This window comes from Comamonas composti DSM 21721 (assembly GCF_000429845.1).
GTDB lineage: Bacteria > Pseudomonadota > Gammaproteobacteria > Burkholderiales > Burkholderiaceae_C > Comamonas > Comamonas composti.
Genome location: NZ_KE386973.1, coordinates 61,076 through 78,528 on the forward strand (window position 1 = coordinate 61,076; position 17,453 = coordinate 78,528).

15 protein-coding genes and 1 pseudogene are annotated in these 17,453 nt (G+C 61.7%); 11 read left to right on the forward strand and 5 right to left on the reverse strand.

All coding sequences use genetic code 11. The features are described 5' to 3' along the window. Positions 1–36: 36 nt before the first annotated feature. The gene (locus G486_RS0119995) at positions 37–621 is read right to left on the reverse strand and encodes a YqiA/YcfP family alpha/beta fold hydrolase (RefSeq protein WP_027017132.1); all 585 of its coding nucleotides are present in this window, start codon (positions 619–621) and stop codon (positions 37–39) included. 178 nt (positions 622–799) lie between these two features. On the opposite strand from G486_RS0119995, the gene rodA reads away from it, so the two are divergent. From rodA to G486_RS0120015, 3 genes are all read left to right on the forward strand, one after another. Next, positions 800–1,975 (forward strand): rod shape-determining protein RodA, encoded by a 1,176-nt coding sequence (gene rodA / locus G486_RS0120000; protein WP_027017133.1) that lies wholly within the window; start codon positions 800–802, stop codon positions 1,973–1,975. Positions 1,976–2,306: 331 nt separating this feature from the next. Beyond that, the gene (tldD, locus tag G486_RS0120005) at positions 2,307–3,767 is read left to right on the forward strand and encodes a metalloprotease TldD (protein ID WP_027017134.1); all 1,461 of its coding nucleotides are present in this window, start codon (positions 2,307–2,309) and stop codon (positions 3,765–3,767) included. 658 nt (positions 3,768–4,425) lie between these two features. Continuing rightward, positions 4,426–5,583: a 3-deoxy-7-phosphoheptulonate synthase gene (locus G486_RS0120015; RefSeq protein WP_027017135.1), complete on the forward strand. Its 1,158-nt coding sequence runs from the start codon at positions 4,426–4,428 to the stop codon at positions 5,581–5,583. 46 nt (positions 5,584–5,629) lie between these two features. On the opposite strand, the gene G486_RS0120020 is transcribed toward G486_RS0120015, so the two are convergent. Then, positions 5,630–5,995, reverse strand: a complete 366-nt coding sequence (locus G486_RS0120020) for a YqcC family protein (protein ID WP_027017136.1) — start codon at positions 5,993–5,995, stop codon at positions 5,630–5,632. 73 nt (positions 5,996–6,068) lie between these two features. Next, positions 6,069–7,919, reverse strand: coding sequence for a CotH kinase family protein (locus tag G486_RS0120025; RefSeq protein ID WP_027017137.1), 1,851 nt, complete (start codon positions 7,917–7,919; stop codon positions 6,069–6,071). Between the two features lie 448 nt (positions 7,920–8,367). On the opposite strand from G486_RS0120025, the gene G486_RS0120035 reads away from it, so the two are divergent. Continuing rightward, positions 8,368–8,682 carry a hypothetical protein gene (locus G486_RS0120035; protein ID WP_027017138.1) on the forward strand — a complete coding sequence of 105 codons (315 nt, stop codon included), beginning with the start codon at positions 8,368–8,370 and terminating at the stop codon, positions 8,680–8,682. Positions 8,683–8,757: 75 nt separating this feature from the next. On the opposite strand, the gene mpl is transcribed toward G486_RS0120035, so the two are convergent. Continuing rightward, positions 8,758–10,179: a UDP-N-acetylmuramate:L-alanyl-gamma-D-glutamyl-meso-diaminopimelate ligase gene (gene mpl, locus G486_RS0120040; protein ID WP_027017139.1), complete on the reverse strand. Its 1,422-nt coding sequence runs from the start codon at positions 10,177–10,179 to the stop codon at positions 8,758–8,760. A 400-nt stretch (positions 10,180–10,579) separates the two neighbouring features. Here mpl and G486_RS0120045 point away from each other — a divergent pair, with 400 nt between their 5' ends. The 7 genes from G486_RS0120045 (at position 10,580) to G486_RS0120075 (ending at position 17,057) form a co-directional block, all read left to right on the forward strand. After that, entirely contained in the window at positions 10,580–11,182 is a 603-nt protein-coding gene (locus G486_RS0120045) for a hypothetical protein (protein WP_027017140.1), read from the forward strand. Beyond that, a complete protein-coding gene (locus tag G486_RS0120050) occupies positions 11,179–11,715 on the forward strand; it encodes a TlpA family protein disulfide reductase (protein WP_034388594.1) in 537 nt (178 codons plus the stop codon). Before G486_RS0120045 ends, G486_RS0120050 begins: the two co-directional genes overlap by 4 nt. 138 nt (positions 11,716–11,853) lie before the next feature. Beyond that, complete coding sequence (accB, locus tag G486_RS0120055; protein ID WP_027017142.1) at positions 11,854–12,312, forward strand: acetyl-CoA carboxylase biotin carboxyl carrier protein; 459 nt, start codon at positions 11,854–11,856, stop codon at positions 12,310–12,312. Positions 12,313–12,440: 128 nt separating this feature from the next. Further along, positions 12,441–13,805, forward strand: a complete 1,365-nt coding sequence (accC, locus tag G486_RS0120060) for an acetyl-CoA carboxylase biotin carboxylase subunit (protein ID WP_027017143.1) — start codon at positions 12,441–12,443, stop codon at positions 13,803–13,805. Between the two features lie 83 nt (positions 13,806–13,888). Continuing rightward, positions 13,889–14,782 carry a 50S ribosomal protein L11 methyltransferase gene (gene prmA, locus G486_RS0120065; protein ID WP_027017144.1) on the forward strand — a complete coding sequence of 298 codons (894 nt, stop codon included), beginning with the start codon at positions 13,889–13,891 and terminating at the stop codon, positions 14,780–14,782. A 166-nt stretch (positions 14,783–14,948) separates the two neighbouring features. Next, positions 14,949–16,133, forward strand: coding sequence for a zinc-ribbon and DUF3426 domain-containing protein (locus tag G486_RS0120070; RefSeq protein ID WP_027017145.1), 1,185 nt, complete (start codon positions 14,949–14,951; stop codon positions 16,131–16,133). 21 nt (positions 16,134–16,154) lie between these two features. Further along, entirely contained in the window at positions 16,155–17,057 is a 903-nt protein-coding gene (locus G486_RS0120075) for a carbohydrate kinase family protein (RefSeq protein ID WP_027017146.1), read from the forward strand. 120 nt (positions 17,058–17,177) lie between these two features. Here the strand turns inward: G486_RS0120075 and G486_RS23815 are convergent. Next, positions 17,178–17,453: pseudogene (locus G486_RS23815) on the reverse strand (hypothetical protein); the annotation flags it as partial.

The following is a 17,453-nucleotide window of genomic DNA, read 5'->3' on the forward strand; positions in this document are numbered from 1 at the left end:
GGACCGGGACGGGGCCGCGCGCAAGCGGTCCGCCAGTCACTTCAACCCCAGGAATTCGTCGATCCTGGGCAGGTATTCCTCGAAGTTGCTCAAGGCGTGGTCGCCACCTTCCTGCACGATCTGCAGCGCATGGGGATAGCGCTGGCTCATCTCGCGCCAGTTGAGGACTTCATCGCCCTGGGCGATGATGACCAGCTCGGGCGCGGCCGGTGTCATGCTGCGCGTGTCCAGGGTGCGCAGCTCGTCCACATATTCGGGCCTGAAGAAAAAGCGCTCCTCGGGGTCATGCCAGGCCGTGAGCTCGCCTATGTACTTCTCCAGATCGCGGGCGGGATTGACCGCAGGGTTGAGCATGATGCTCTTGCAGCGCGCCAGCTGGGCCACCCAGCTCGCATAAAAGCCGCCCAGGGAGGAGCCGACCACGGCCATGGTCTCGCGCGGCCAGTTGGCGATGCCGTCGGCAATTAGGGCCGCAGCCTCGCGCGGCGAAGGTGGCAGTTGCGGGCTCCACCAGCGCACCTGGCTGTGCCTGCCTGCCATGTGCTCGTACAGGCGGCGCGACTTGGCCGATCGGGGCGAGGATCTGAAACCATGCAGATAAAGCAAATGGGTAAGAGTCATGAAGTGCTTTTTTGGTAAGTGAATGCCTGCGTCGGGCAGGCAGTCTGCCAAACAGATTGTGGCCGCGATGGCCGAGCGCCTGCACAGGGGAAGGCCCGAGGCAGGGCGGCCTGCCTTGGCTCTTCATAACACAGCGGGAGGTCGGGGAATGGGGTTGCCCGCAGGATAATGGCGCCCTATGTCCGCAACCGAATTTGACAAGCCCTCATTGCTGCAACGAATCCTCCCGCTGCTGCGGGGCTTTGACTTTGTGCTGTTGCTTTTGGTGGGCGTGCTTGCGGGCATCGGGCTTTTGGCCATGTATTCCTCGGGCTTTGACCATGGAACGCGCTTCATCGAGCATGGACGCAACATGCTGATTGCTGCAGCCATCCTGTTTGTCGTGGCCCAGGTTCCGCCCCAGCATCTGATGAAGACGGCCGTACCCTTGTATGCGGTGGGCGTGGCCTTGCTGATTGGCGTGGCCTTGTTCGGAATCACCAAGAAGGGGGCCCAGCGCTGGATCAACGTGGGCCTGGTGATACAGCCCTCGGAGCTGCTCAAGATCGCCACGCCGCTGATGCTGGCCTGGTGGTTCCAGCGCCGTGAAGGCCAGTTGCGCGGCCTGGACTTCGTGGTTGCGGCGGGGCTGCTGATGATTCCCGTGGGGCTGATCATGAAACAGCCCGATCTGGGCACCTCGCTGCTGGTTCTGGCCGCCGGGCTGTCGGTGATCTTCTTTGCGGGCCTGCCCTGGAAACTCATTGTTCCCCCGGTGGTGCTGGGCGTGGTCGGTGTCAGCCTCATCGTCTGGTTCGAACCGCAGCTGTGTGCCGAAGGCGTGCGCTGGCCGGTGCTGCATGAATACCAGCAGACCCGGGTCTGCACCCTGCTGGATCCCACGCGCGACCCGCTGGGCAAAGGCTTTCACATCATCCAGGGCATGATCGCCATCGGCTCCGGCGGTATCTGGGGCAAGGGCTTCATGGCAGGCACCCAGACCCATCTGGAATTCATCCCGGAGCGCACCACGGACTTCATTTTTGCGGCCTATTCCGAGGAATTCGGCCTGGTGGGCAACCTGGTGCTGATCGCGGCCTTTTTGCTGCTGGTCTGGCGGGGCCTGGCGATTGCCATGCATGCCAATACCTTGTTCGCACGGCTCATGGCCGCTGCCGTGGCCATGATCTTTTTCACCTACGCCTTCGTGAACATGGGCATGGTCAGCGGCATCCTGCCCGTGGTGGGCGTGCCCCTGCCGTTCGTGAGCTACGGCGGCACGGCCATGGTGACCCTGGGGCTGGCGCTGGGCGTGCTGATGTCGGTAGCGCGCTCGCAAAGGCAGTTGCCCAGTGAGGGCAGTGGACCACTTTGATGGGCGAATGAGAGCAGAAAGTCCATGCCAGCCCGGAGTTTTGCCTGGGTTTACCCTTGAAATGTCCGCTGCAAAGGCGCTGCCAGCTCCTGTTTTCCCCTAGCTCCTGCTTGTTTCCCCCTTGTCAGTGTGTATTACAGGGGTTACAAAGAGTGCATAAAAAGACGGCGCTTGAAGTGTGAGCCTGAGTGTGAGGGGAATCTCTCTGCAGACGGAATGCCGTCCAGCCTGGTGGGGTGGCATTCCGTCCTTTTTTATGCGTGCGTGCGATGTCGAAGAGCCTGCCCTTTTCCATGGTCAGGACATGGCTGGCTCTCTACAATCGGGCCCCATGATCTCTCGTGAACCCACTATTGAACGCTTGGTCACGGCCAGGCAGTTGCTGCTGGAGCCCTTTGGCCTGGATGAATCCCATCTCTCGCGTGCCCTGGCCGAGATCCGGCGCCACGAAGTCGATGATGCCGATCTGTATTTCCAGTACACGCGCGCCGAAGGCTGGAGTCTTGAAGAAGGCATAGTCAAGACCGGCAGCTTCAGCATAGACCAGGGCGTGGGCGTGCGCGCGGTCAGCGGCGAGAAGACGGCGTTCGCCTATTCGGACGACATCTCCGAGGCCTCCTTGCTCGATGCCGCGCACACCGTGCGCGCGATTGCGGGGGCCGCCCAGAGCCGTCGCGCACGCGTGGGCAAGCCAAGGATTGCAGGCAGCCGCAGCCTCTATTCCGAGCTCGATCCCATCGCCTCGCTGGACAGCACGGCCAAGGTCGAGCTGCTGGGCAAGGTCGAAGCACTGGCGCGCGCCAAGGATCCGCGCATCGTTCAGGTCATGGCGGGCTTGGCCAGCGAATACGACGTGGTGCTCGTGGCACGCGCCGATGGCACGCTGGCCGCCGATGTGCGTCCGCTGGTGCGCCTGTCGGTGACCGTGATCGCCGAGCAAAAGGGGCGGCGCGAAGTCGGATCGGCCGGCGGCGGTGGCCGCTTCGGCCTCGCCTATTTCAGCGACGAGCAGATCTCCGGGTATGTGGACGAGGCCGTGAATGCAGCCCTGGTCAATCTGGATTCACGCCCTGCACCGGCTGGTGAGATGACCGTGGTGCTGGGCCCGGGCTGGCCCGGCGTGTTGCTGCACGAAGCCGTGGGCCATGGCCTGGAAGGCGACTTCAACCGCAAGGGTTCGAGCGCGTTCAGCGGCCGCATAGGCCAGCGGGTCGCGGCCAAGGGCGTGACCGTGCTCGACGACGGCACGCTGGCCGACCGCCGCGGCTCGCTCAATGTGGACGACGAGGGCTGTGCCAGTCAGCGCAATGTGCTCATCGAGGACGGCATCTTGAAGGGCTACATACAGGACGCAATGAACGCCCGCCTGATGGGGGTTGCGCCCACGGGCAATGGCCGGCGTGAAAGCTATGCCCACATTCCCATGCCGCGCATGACGAATACCTACATGCTGGGCGGCGACAAGGACCCGCAGGAAATCGTGGCCTCGATCAAGAAGGGCTTGTATGCGACCAACTTCGGCGGCGGCCAGGTGGATATCACCAGCGGCAAGTTCGTGTTCTCGGCCAGCGAGGCTTATTGGGTCGAAAACGGAAAAATTCTGTATCCGGTCAAGGGCGCAACCATCGTCGGCAGCGGCCCCGAGTCGCTCAAGCAGATCTCCATGATCGGCAATGACATGCGCCTGGACAGTGGCGTGGGTACCTGCGGCAAGGAAGGTCAGAGCGTGCCCGTGGGCGTGGGCCAGCCGACGCTGCGCATTGACGGACTGACCGTGGGCGGAACCGCTTAGAGCGTGTTCACGATCTCTACGCAGGCGCGTTGGAGCGCTGCAATCTCTGCGTTGATGCGCTGAGACGGCATCTTTCCCTCACTCTGCCCAGGCATGTCCTGGGCAGTTTTTTTATGGGTGCCAGATTTTTGCAGCCCTGACGTGGGGCCTCGATGGTGGTTGGAACGAGTGATGCAGCGTTTGCAATACGTTGCATTTTTCCTGCCCTGGTTCAAGCTTGGGTGTGGTTTTCGAGGCACGCTGCAAAGCAGATGGTGATTTTTCTACTATTCCACTTTTCATGCAATAAATATGCAAATCAATCATTGTTTTGGTGATTGATTTGATCTTTTATTGCATTTTTTGTTAAATTTTGCAGATTATTTGATTTTCGAAAAAATTCGCTCTTCTCTCTGAAGAAGGGGTTTTCTGCTGCTGCGGGGCTGCCCGGCTTGAGGGGCAGGTGTTGCACCGCTGAAAACGACTGTGCTACATTGAATGCTTATGCAAGCCCACCGCGCCTTTTATTTTTACTTTTGGTTCTCCTCCCTGGCGGATGAGAGGTAGGCGCGCGAGCACCCAAAATACAAGACCTCCAAAGAACCGCCGAAGCTGCAAAGCCCGGCGGTTTTTTTATACCCGTTTCCAACTCCAACCATCCCACAACCGAAAGCCTGCAATGACTGCTCATCAAGCTTCTCTCGCCGATTCCTGGTATCGCGGCGGTTCTCCCAAAACAGGACAGACCGACGACGCACGTATCAAGGACATCACCGTGTTGCCTCCACCAGAGCATCTCATTCGCTTTTTCCCCATTCGCAATACGCCCGTGGAAGCCCTGATCAGCGACACGCGGCGCAGCATTCACAACATCATGCAGGGCGAGGACGACCGTCTGCTGGTCATCGTCGGGCCCTGCTCCATCCATGACCCTGCTGCAGCCATCGACTATGCGCGCCGCCTGGCTGCAGTGCGCGAGCAGTACAAGGACACACTGGAAGTGGTGATGCGCGTTTACTTCGAGAAGCCGCGCACCACGGTGGGATGGAAGGGACTGATCAACGACCCCTATCTGGACCAGAGCTATCGCATAGACGAGGGCCTGCGCATTGCGCGCCAGTTGCTGATCGACATCAATCGCCTGGGCGTGCCTGCAGCCAGCGAGTTTCTCGATGTGATCTCGCCCCAGTACATAGCCGACCTGATCAGCTGGGGCGCGATCGGTGCGCGCACCACGGAAAGCCAGGTGCATCGCGAGCTGGCTTCGGGGATTTCGGCGCCCATAGGCTTCAAGAACGGTACCGACGGCAATATCCGCATTGCCACGGACGCAATCCAGTCGGCCAGCCGCGGCCACCATTTTCTGTCGGTGCACAAGAACGGGCAGGTGGCCATCGTGCACACGGCGGGCAATCAGGACTGCCATGTCATTTTGCGCGGTGGCAAGGCGCCCAACTATGACGCAGCCAGCGTGGCCACGGCCTGCGCAGATCTGGAGAAGGCCGGCTTGCCTGCGACGCTGATGGTGGATTGCAGCCATGCCAACAGCTCCAAGCAGCATGAGCGCCAGATGGATGTGGCACGCGATATCGGAGCGCAGATCGCAGGTGGCTCGCGCAGCGTGTTCGGCGTAATGATCGAAGGCCATCTGGTGGCCGGCGCCCAGAAGTTCACTCCCGGCAAGGATGACGTGGGCGGTCTGACCTATGGGCAGAGCATTACCGATGCCTGCCTGGGCTGGGACGATTCCCTGCAGGCCCTGGCCGAGCTTTCCAGCGCAGTCCAGCAGCGCCGTCAGGCCGCACAAGCCAAGTCCAAGGCCCTGGCCGCAGCCTGAGAGGCAAGTCTGCTTCGGTGAAAACGCCCCGCACGTCGGGGCGTTTTCAATGGGGGGCTTCGCCGGGCGGCGTCATGGCGCAGGTGTTGAGCAGCTCATCGAGTGCAAGCAGCACGGTCAGCATGCGGCGGCCGTCGAAGTCGCTGCGCTGGCTCCATTCATGCTCGGCCAGCGGATGGATGTGGCTTTGGCAAGGCAGCTGGCCCTGGGCGTCTATGAGGGCGCGCAGCCTTGGCACAAACACCCACTGCAGCCATTCATGCAACTGCAGGCTGTCATACATGAAGGGCATGGTCGAGGCCAGGGCCTCGGGGTTGGGCGGTGTGGCCGACCACAGTTGCTGGCTGCGCATCTCGTCTTCTAGCTGATGCAGCAACTGCAGCAACATGGGGGCAGGAGCTTGGGTCGTCATGAAGGGCAGGAGCCGGGGAAAAGAGGAGGCGATTGTAAGCCGCCTCCTGGTTCATGGCCCTGGCCTGGGGGTCTCAGTCACACTCCCCGGCGCCGGGCATTCTCACGCACAGCGTGCCGTGCACCGGCTTGCCGTCGAGCTCGTAGCTGTCAAAGCCGTTGGTCCAGTGGCCGGCCGCATCGCTGGCCGTCACGCGCACCAGGTAGTCGCCAGCGGGAAGGCTGCCGAGCTTGTACGCGGGCTCGGATAGCGTTGCCGCAGGCTGGTACAGATTCGCAAACGGCTCTTTTCCGGGCTCGGCCTTGGCGATCTCTATCTTGTAGCTCAAGGGCTTGTTCCCGGGGTGGAAGGGCTGGGGCCAGCTCCAGTCCAGGTCCAGCTGGCCGCTCTTGTCTTCGGCGGACAGCCAATAGGGCATGGGCCGCTCCAGGCTTTCGAGGAAGAACTCGTGGTTTTTGCCGATCACGGTTTGCAGGCGCCTGTATTCGGCATCCCATTGCTGGGCTGGCGTGTCCGTGCCGTTGGTGGCAAGGCCGGCGTTGTCGGGCGCTCTATCGATGAAGGGCTCGACAATCGGGCGATAGCTGTCCAGCAGGGCCTTTACGGCTGCATCGGTCAGGTATTTGCTGCGGATTTCGTCCACAGCGGCTTTGAGCAGGGCGATATTGCCTGGCTGGGACAGAAAGCCGCGGTGCAAGGGGCTGTCCCACCAGTTGCCAATGCCTAGCGACCACTGGGTGTAATAGTCTTCGCCGGGTTGCTGGGCAAAGCCCAGGGCGCCGTCATAGTCCCAGGGCAGAAAGTAGAACTTCTCAGTTCCCAGAGGCTGGTAGAGGCCAAAGTTCTGGGTGCGCGTGTCGTAATTGCCGAGCAGGATCGCGGTTGCGAGCCAGGTCAGGTAGTTGTTGCGGTTGAAATGGCGCGCAAAGACCTGGGTAAATGGCGTGCTGCCGTCGTTGAGAGCCTTGGCGGCGTTGATGATGCCCTGGTGATTGCCGGAGTCGGCCTCGATGGACATCACCTTCTCGAATTCTGCGACTTCCTGGTCCGTGCTCGGCATGGGCTTGAGTCTGGCCTGGACGTCAGCGCCGAAGCCGAAATTGAAGGATTCGATCTTGTAGACGTTCGAGCCTGCAATCCAGCCACGGCGTTCGAGATAGGCATCGCCCATTTTCTCCACATGGGTGAACAAGCCCAGGTCGCTGATGGCCGCGCCGTCGTTGTAGCGAAGGTGGGCAAACTGGGTGCGCAGGCTTTCGTGATAGGGCACCTGGCGCATGAGGTCGAAGGCCAGCTTGTTGCGTATGCGGGTCAGATCCCAGGGATGCTTGTTGAACTGCAAGGTGTTCTCGCCATACCAAGGCTGGACACTCTTGTCGAGCTTGACGCGGTAGGACTTGAGTTTGGCCTTGCGCGTGCTTGCGCCGCGCAAGCGCATCTTGGCATCGGCAGCGCTGATCAGGCCATCGCTGCTGCTGACCTTGACCTTGATTTCGGGCTGGCAGGCGTCATCGGCATTCTCGTCAAGATGGACCGTGTCCAGCGTGACCTTGCCGCCCGGGTAACTTTCGGGAGGCGTGCTCAGTTCTGCGCAGCTGTATTTGTCCACGAGGTAAGGGCCTGGAGCCTTGGGAGCCTTGGTGTCCTGGTAGAGCACGTCGACTTCCAGCAGTTGCAGACGTGGTGATTGCGGATTGCCATAGACATAGATATCGGGGTTGCGCGGCAGATCCTCGGCGCTGGGCACAAAAGGGGCCCCTGTTGCAGGCGGGTTGCCGGGATCTGGGCCTGTACCGGGCGTCTCACCGCCGGGGGAGACAGAGCTGTCCGTATGAAGAGACTCATCCCCGCCGACACAGGAAACCAGGGTCAGGCAGGCGCCCAGTAGGGAGGCCTGTACCCAGCGAGTGCGCGCAATGCTCATGATAGGTTTATTTGATTTTCTATGATGATTGATAGTAATTGTTAATTTTATGCCGATCAAGGATTTGCACAGAGGAAAACTATCGGTGATCTCCCTTGGTGCGTGTTCACGCTCTCAGGTCGGGCGGCCTGGAAGCTGGGTTTCGCAGGTGTCCGGGTAGTCCCGGGTCTTGATCTGCGCTAGACAGTCGCCATTTGTCCGCTTATTCGGGGCCGGCATGAGGTTTTGCAGGCCCGGATGCCGGGCTGCCGCAAGGCTTGCGGTTAAGCTTGGGAAATGGCCTGCAAGGCCGGGGCTTTCGATACCCCCTTCTGGGGGCTCATGACATGCAGGACTGCTCTGCATGGGTTGAGGCAGGACGGCCGTAAGGCCCGCGCCTTGGTCTGGAGACAATGCGCAAGGCCGCGCAGCCAAGGCAGGCTGATCAATGACTGACGAGAGGAGTTCCATGCGCAGTGAAGTAATCGTGGTGTTGGATGCCGAGCATGAATACCGGGTGGACACCAAGGATTTGGCATCTTTGAGTTCCGACGAAGGACGCCAGTGGCTGGATCAGCAGTTCATCTCCATGGACTGTGAACCCTTGCGTGCCAGCGGCAAGGTCTTGCTGGCCGACAAGCTGGTGGTGGTGGCGCGTGCTGCGCGGACCCCGAATCTGTTCGAGGATGAGGCGTGGCGCCAACGCTATGCACTGGCAGCTCAGGCCGTGCTGGTCAAGCCCTTGATCCGGGTGGATGTGCCGGCCATGTCCATCAGCTATTGATGGCTTGCCCAGGCCATTGAAGCAAAAAACGCCAGCTTGTCTGGCGTTTTTTGATCGGGTGTGCGGATCTGGCGCTCAGCTCTTGAGCGCCGCAAGCAGCTTGGCGTGAATGCCGCCAAAGCCGCCATTGCTCATGCAGACGATATGGTCGCCCGGTCGGGCTGCTGCATGGATCTGGGTGATCAGATCGGTGATCTCGCCTGCAGTCTGGGCGCGCTGGCCCGGACCGACGCCCAGGGGCTGCAAGGCCTGGGCCGCATCCCAGTCCAGGCCGGCAGTGTGGCAGAACACCAGATCGGCGCTTTCCAGCGCCCAGGGCAATTGGGACTTCATGGTGCCCAGCTTCATGGTGTTGCTGCGCGGCTCGAACACTGCAAGTATGCGGGCCTGGCTGCCGAGCTGACGCCGCAGTCCGTCCAGCGTGGTGCGTATGGCCGTGGGGTGATGGGCAAAATCGTCATAGACGCTGATGCCGTTGACCTGGCCCAGCAACTCCATGCGGCGCTTGACATTGTGAAAGCGCGTGAGCGCTTCGCAGGCCTGGGCCGGGCTCACGCCCACATGCTCGGCCGCAGCGATCGCAGCCAGCGCGTTGAGCTGGTTGTGCACGCCGCTCAAGTCCCACTGCAGATGCGCGACCTTCTCGCCGCGCCGCAAGACCTCGAAGTCCGAAGGCTGACCCGAGGCGCTGAATTCGTTCACGGCCGCGCCGAACTGGCAGATCTCGCTCCAACAGCCCTGGTGCAGCACGCGTGCAAGGCTCTCCTCCAGACCATTGACCACGATCCGGCCCGTGGCGGGGACGGTGCGCACCAGGTGGTGGAACTGGCGCTCGATGGCGGCCAGATCGTCAAAGATGTCGGCGTGATCGAACTCCAGGTTGTTCAGCAGGGCCGTGCGCGGGCGGTAATGCACGAACTTGCTGCGCTTGTCGAAAAACGCGGTGTCGTATTCGTCGGCCTCGATCACGAACAGGGGCAGATCGCCCATGGGCCCCGGGCCTTTTGCCGGGCGCCTGGCTGCTCCCAGCCGCGCCGAGACACCAAAATCCAGGGGCACGCCGCCGACCAGAAAGCCCGGGGCCAGGCCCGCGCACTCGAGAATCCAGGCCAGCATGGATGTGGTCGTGGTCTTGCCATGGGTGCCGGCCACGGCCAGCACGTGGCGGCCGTGCAGCACATGCTCGGACAGCCATTGCGGCCCGCTGGTATAGGCGGCGCCGGTCTCCAGAATCGCTTCCATGAGCGGAAACTTGGGCCGGCCGTCGGCCAGCCGTGCGCGGCTGACCACATTGCCCACCACATAGATATCGGGCTGCAGCGCGATCTGCTCGGTGCCATAGCCTTCGATGAGCTCTATGCCCAGCGCGCGCAGCTGATCGCTCATCGGAGGGTAGACGCCTGCGTCGCAACCCGTGACGCGATGGCCGGCCTCGCGCGCGAGCGCTGCCAGTCCACCCATGAATGTGCCGCAAATGCCCAGAATATGTATGTGCATGGCCGGGCATTCTACGTTTGCTGAGCATGCCGCATGCATTGCTGTATTACTCTTGAAAAGATAGCGGCTACCACTTGTCATAGCTCATTTTCAGCAATGAAATGAGCTGAAATACAGAGTGATCCAGCGCTACCAGCTATGAAACCTGATGATTCCAAAGGTTGTCCGACTGTGGCCATGGCTTGGGCCACAATGCTCGTGACTCTCTGGCGGGACGGACAGCCTGGTCAGGGCGCAGCCGGGCGGGCAGGGGCGCTGTTCATGGGTTCTTCAGGCTTTGGAAGCTGCAGGCCGGAAATTGCTCTCATCTCCGAGGAGATGGAGAGAAGGGATAACAAGGCTTGTCCGCAAACCTGACAGACAGGGGCAGGACAGGCCGTCGTGCAAGGAGGTTGTCATCATGAGCCAGGATCATGCAAGCGTCGAAATCGCCCATGTGGCCGCCCGCATCGTGGTCGAGGAAGGGCTGGACTGGGGCGCCGCCAAGCAGCGTGCAGTGCGCCAACTGGGGCTGCCTGTGCGCACGGCCCTGCCAGGCAATGACCAGCTCGAAGAAGCCGTGCGCGAATACATAGCGCTGTTCTGTGCGGATACCCAGCCCCGGGAACTGCAGGCCCTGCGCGAGCTGGCCCTGTCATGGATGGAGAGGCTGGCGGAGTTCCGCCCGCATCTGGCCGGCGCCGTCTGGCGCGGCACGGCCACGCGGCTGTCGGATATTTTTCTGCAACTTTTCTGTGACGACCCCAAATCGGCCGAAATTGCCCTCATCAACCAGCAGGTGAGCTACGGGCCCAGCACGGTCAAGGGATTCACGGGGCAGAACGTGGAGGCCTTGAGCATCCACGTGCACTGCCAGCCATTGAACGAAAACGTGGGCCTGCATCTGCTGATACATGACCATGACGACTTGCGCGGAGCGCTCAAGCCCGATGCGCGCGGGCGCAGCCAGCGTGGTGATACCCAGGCTTTGCGCAGGCTTTTGGAGAAAGAGGGCCAGACATGAGCAAGATCAATCAACAGCGTCGCCATTGGCTGGCGCTAGGGGTGGGGGCTGCTGCTGCGGCCGGTGGTGCAGGCCTGGCCTGGTGGCGCTTTCAGCCCCACGATATGGAGCCCAGGGCCGAGGATCAGCTCTGGAGCCGCAGCTTTGTGACACCTGGCGGAGAGGCCTTGCCCATGGCCAGCCTGCGCGGCAAGGCCTTGCTTGTGAACTTCTGGGCCACCTGGTGTCCGCCCTGTGTGCGGGAGCTGCCCATGCTTGACGAATTTGCTGCTAGCCAGGGTGATGGCGGCATTCAGGTTCTGGGGCTGGCCGTGGACAAGGCCGAGGCCGTGAGCCGCTTTCTGACGCGTACGCCGCTGCGCTTTCCCATAGCCCTGGCCCAGGACGGGGGGCTGGCGCTCACCAGGGCTTTGGGGAATCTGCAGGGGGGGCTGCCCTTCACCCTGCTCCTGGATTCTGGAGGAAACGTGCAACAACGTAAAATAGGCGAACTTAGCGCCAAGGATCTGGAGCTTTGGAGTCAAAAAGCCTGATTTCCTGGTTTTGTGGGCAAGGGCGATGGGGAAACCCTATCCCATGCTGAAATTGATGAAAAATATGTGACAAAGCGCGAAGAAGCGCGGATTTAGGGTAAATTCGCGCCTCTTTTAGTTGTTGCCGCTGGAGCACTCATGGATTTGCGAAAACTCAAGACCCTCATTGATCTGGTGTCTGAATCGAACGTGTCGGAACTCGAGATCACCGAGGCCGAAGGCAAGGTCAGAATCGTCAAGAGCGAGGGGGCGGTGGTGCAGCAGTTTGTTGCTGCACCCATGCAAGCTGCTGCCGTGGCTGCGCCCGTGGCGGCAGCAGCGGCGCCTGCCGCTGCACCTGTGGCTGAAGCAGCAGCTCCTGCGGGCCACGTCGTCAAGTCTCCCATGGTGGGCACGTTCTACCGTGCCTCCAGCCCGGGTGCCAAGCCTTTTGTGGAGGTGGGCAGCCAGATCAAGGAAGGTGACACCATCTGCATCGTTGAGGCAATGAAGATCCTCAATGAAATCGAGGCCGACAAGAGCGGCACGGTGACGCGCATCCTGGGCGAAAACGGTCAGGCCGTGGAATACGGCCAGCCTCTGTTCGTCATTGAGTGAGCACAAGGCAACAGCCTGCACGGGCATGGCCCTACAGCACACTCGCATGCCAGACGCGATCGAGTCACTGGCTGAATTGACGGCAATGTTCTGTGCTCAAGTGCAGGCAAGAAGCCGCGAGGATCTTCATGTTTAAGAAAATTTTGGTTGCCAATCGGGGTGAAATCGCCCTGCGCATCCAGCGCGCCTGCCGCGAACTCGGCATCAAGGCGGTCATGGTGTATTCCGAAGCAGACCGCGATGCCAAATATGTCAAGCTGGCCGACGAGGCTGTCTGCATAGGCCCGGCCCCTTCGTCGCTGAGCTATCTGAATATGCCGGCCATCATCTCGGCTGCCGAGGTCACGGATGCCGAGGCCATCCACCCCGGCTACGGCTTTCTGAGCGAGAACGCCGACTTTGCCGAGCGCGTGGAAAAAAGCGGCTTTACCTTCATCGGACCCACGCCCGAAAACATCCGCACCATGGGTGACAAGGTCTCGGCCAAGCAGGCCATGATCAAGGCTGGCGTGCCCTGCGTGCCGGGCTCGGACGGCGAGCTGCCCGACGATCCCGTGCAGATCCGGCGCATCGCCAAGTCCATTGGCTATCCGGTCATCATCAAGGCTGCGGGTGGCGGCGGTGGCCGTGGCATGCGCGTGGTGCATACCGAGGCTGCCCTGGTCAATGCCGTGCAGATGACCAAGGCCGAGGCCGGTGCGGCCTTTGGCAACCCTGCGGTCTACATGGAGAAATTCCTGCAGAATCCGCGCCACGTGGAAATCCAGATTCTGGCCGACAACTTCAAGAATGCCGTCTATTTGGGCGAGCGCGACTGCTCCATGCAGCGCCGCCACCAGAAGGTCATCGAGGAAGCGCCGGCCCCGGGCATTCCGCGTCGCCTGGTCGAGAAGATCGGCGAGCGCTGCGCCGCCGCCTGCAAGAAGCTCGGCTATCGCGGTGCCGGCACGTTCGAGTTCCTCTACGAAAACGGGGAGTTCTACTTCATCGAGATGAACACCCGCGTGCAGGTCGAGCATCCGGTGACCGAGCTCATCACGGGTGTGGACATCGTGCGCAACCAGATCATGGTCGCGGCCGGCGAGAAGCTGCCGTTCACGCAGCGCCAGATCAATGCCCAGCTCCAGGGTCATGCGATCGAGTGCCGCATCAACGCCGAAGATCCCTACAACTTCATGCCTTCGCCGGGCCGCATTTCGATGTGGCATGCCCCCGGAGGCCCGGGCGTGCGCGTGGACTCGCATGTCTACAACAACTACTTCGTGCCGCCCAACTACGACTCCATGATCGGCAAGATCATCGTCCATGGCGATACGCGCGAGCAGGCGCTGGCCCGCATGCGCACGGCCTTGCTCGAAACCGTCGTGGAAGGGATCAAGACGAATATCCCCCTGCACCAGGATTTGATGGTGGACGCCAAGTTCATGGAAGGCGGCACCAATATCCACTACCTCGAAGAGTGGCTGACGCTGCGCGGCACCGGCAAACGGTGATCTGCGGCATCGCATCTTGACCCCGCATGCTGGCTTTTGGAAACAAGGGCCGGCATTTTCATTTTTTAGCAAAGGATGGGCCCATGTTCGAGTTGAGCCTGCTATGTCCCGAAGATCGGGTAGAGACCATTAGCGAGGCGCTGGACGCACTGGATGCCTTGAGCGTATCGGTGGAAGACGCCGATGCCCAGACCGAAGCCGAGCAGGCCTTGTTCGGCGAGCCCGGCATGCCTGCGCCCAAGGAGGGCTGGCAGCGCAGCCGCCTGGTGGCCTTGTTCCCCAGTGAGGCTGCGGCACTGGAGGCGCGCGATCTGCTGCTGCCCCAGGACTTTTTTGAAGGCTGCCGCATTCTTGCCGTGCAGTCCGTGCCCGAACAGGACTGGGTGCGCATGACCCAGTCGCAATTCGCTCCCGTGGACATCACGCCCGAGTTCTGGATCGTGCCCTCCTGGCACGAGCCACCGGCCGAGGCCAGGATCAGCATACGTCTTGACCCGGGTCTGGCCTTTGGCACGGGAACGCATCCGACCACACGCATGTGCCTGCGCTGGATTGCGCGCCAGCCCCAGGGTCAACTGGGCCGCACGCTGGACTATGGCTGCGGCTCGGGCATCTTGGCGATTGGCGCGGCCAAGTTCGGCGCCAGCGGGATCGACGCCGTGGACATCGACCCGGCTGCCGTCGAGTCCACGCGCTACAACGCCGAAGTCAACCGCGTACAGTTGCAGGCCGGCCTGCCCGATGCTGCTCAAGGTGAATACCAGACCGTGCTGGCCAATATTCTGGCCACGCCGCTCAAGGTGCTGGCCCCCTTGCTGTGTGCTCGCGTGGCTGCAGGCGGCAGCCTGGTGCTGGCAGGCATTCTTGAGCGCCAGGCCGAGGAGCTCAAAGAGGCTTACGCGCCTTATCTGGCGCTCGAGGTGGCCGATAGTGAAGATGGCTGGATTTTGATGACGGCGGGCAGGAAAAACGACTGAGCCGCCGTGTGCTTTGACGGCCGCAGCTGCCTGCTCTCTGAACGCATTCCTGCCTGGGCCGGTTCTGGCTTCCTGCAGGCAGGTCCGCTGCCTGCGGATAGTGCGCGGCGCCATGAATAATTGAGTTGCCAGGAATTTACGTAGACCTTTCTACAATCGTTGCCTCATGAGCCAAGTCACCAGTTGCCCTGCTTGCGGCACGAGCTTCAAAGTCGTGGCCGATCAGTTGCGCATATCGCAAGGCTGGGTGCGCTGTGGCATGTGCAACGAGGTCTTTGATGCACTGCAAAGCCTGAGCCAGCTACCGTCACAGGACGAGGAGGCCAGCTCCGAGACGCTGCCTGCCCCGGCCGATGCAGGCGGCAATGCAGATGCCCCACCCCCCGGGCTGCAGCTGCAGCAGGTTGACCAGGTCTCGGAGGGCTACGAGCTGCCTGGTGCATCTTCGGACGATGGCCACGCCGAGCTTCGGCCGCAGGCCGTTGAATCTGAAGCTGTGTTGCATGAGCTCGAGCCTCAGGTGTCAGGCCGGGAGGCGCCCGCCACCGTCTCTGCAGAAAGCCTTTCAGAGCCATCGGAACCAGCAGACAGCCAGGAGGATGAAGAAGCCGCTCATGCGGCGCCAGACCCTGCCGGCATCGTCTCGCAGGATCTGGCAAAGCAGACGATACGGCCCGATGCGTTTCCGGCCCCTTCGGCGACTGAAGAGCGGCAAGCCGAGTCGGATGAGCAAAAGCCTGAGCAAAAGGAGCATGCGGAGTCTGAAGCTCAAGCCGAGCCAGAGCCTTTGCCCTGGCCGGACAGCGATGCACGCCATATCTGCGCTCTTCCCGAGGTCGAACCCGGTTTTGTGCGCGAGGCCAGACGCAAGGCTTTCTGGGCCAGGCCTGCCGTACGCGTGCTGCTGGGTCTGGCCAGCCTCATGGCGGCCGGCCTGCTTGCGGCCCAGATGCTCTGGCAGCAGCGTGATGAGCTGGCAGCCCGGTATCCGAATCTGCAGCCTGCTCTTGAAATGCTTTGTGCAAAAGCCGGCTGTGAATTACAGCCGCGCCAAGGTATTGCCGATGTGGTTATAGACAGCTCGGGCTTCAGGCAGATCGCGGCAGGCCGCTATGAATGGAGCGTCACCCTGGAGAATCGCTCCGGTGCGGCCGTTGCCATGCCGGCCCTGGAGCTCACCTTGACCGATGCCCAGGACCGCCCCCTGGTGCGCCGTGTCGTGCGACTCGAACAACTGGGGGCGCCTGCCCTGATACAGGCCAACTCCGAGTGGAGTTTGAACACCATCGTGGAGGTGAGAGAGCCCGAGCTTTCCGTAGCAGGCTATCGCACCCTGGTTTTTTATCCCTGATATTTCAAGAAAGTTCAGACCATGGCCGCTCTCATCTGCGGATCGCTTGCCTTCGACAACATCATGACGTTTGAAGGCAGGTTTGCCGACCAGATCCTGCCCGACCAACTGCACATCCTCAACGTCTCCTTTCTCGTGCCCACGCTGCGCCGCGACTTCGGTGGCTGCGCGGGCAATATCGCCTATGCGCTCAAGCTGCTGGGGGGCGAGGCCTGGCCCATGGCCATGGTGGGCAGCGATGGTGGCGACTATCTGCAGCGCATGCAGCAACTGGGCATCTCCACCGCCCATGTGGGCCAGTTGCAGGACACGCATACGGCCCAGTGCATGATCATGACCGATCGCGACAACAACCAGATCACGGCCTTTCACCCTGGTGCCATGATGCAGGCGCACGGCAACCGGATCACGCCCGCCATGCGTGAGCAGGCCGCCGTGGGCATCATCGCTCCCGATGGGCGCCAGGCCATGCTCGAGCATGCAGCCCAGTTCAAGGCAGCGGGCATTCCCTTCGTGTTCGATCCCGGCCAGGGCTTGCCCATGTTCGATGGTGCGGAGCTGCGTGCCTTTGTGGAGCAGGCCGACTGGGTTGCAGTCAACGACTACGAAGCCCGCATGCTGTGCGAGCGCACGGGCTGGAGTCTGGAAGATATCTCGAAGAAGGTGCAAGGCCTGATCGTGACCTTGGGAAGCCAGGGCTGCGAGGTCTGGCGTCAGGGCCAAAAGCAGCTCGTGGCGGCGGTCAAGCCCGAGGCGATTGTCGATCCCACGGGCTGTGGCGATGCCTGGCGTGGTGCCCTGCTGTTCGGGCTGGAGCGCGGATGGGATCTGGTGCGCTGTGCCGAACTCGGCAACCGCATGGGCGCGCTGAAGATTGCAAGCCGTGGCCCGCAAAACTATGTGCTGGATTTTCCCAAACCTTGATTCAAGGATCCCAGAGTTTCCAATGTCCGGCAGATGACTCTGCGGGTTGATCTGGAAGTACGGCCCCCATGAAAAAAGCCCGGAAAACATGCCGGGCTTTTTTCATGGGGGAGTCAAGCCTTAGGGCTTGTTGCCCGTGGGAAAGGGCCACGCAGCTTGAGGCGCCAGGCGAGTCTGTGCCACAGGTGCCGGAGCAGGGGCAGCAACTGCAGCCTTCCTGGATGCAGCAGTCTTCTTGGGAGCTGGGGCTTTCTTGGGTGCGGGTGCAGCGGCCTTCTTTGCCGCAGGAGCAGCAGCCTTCTTGGCGGGTGCAGCGGCCTTTTTTGCCACAGGAGCAGCTGCCTTCTTGGCGGGTGCAGCGGCTTTCTTTGCCACAGGAGCCGCAGCCTTCTTGGC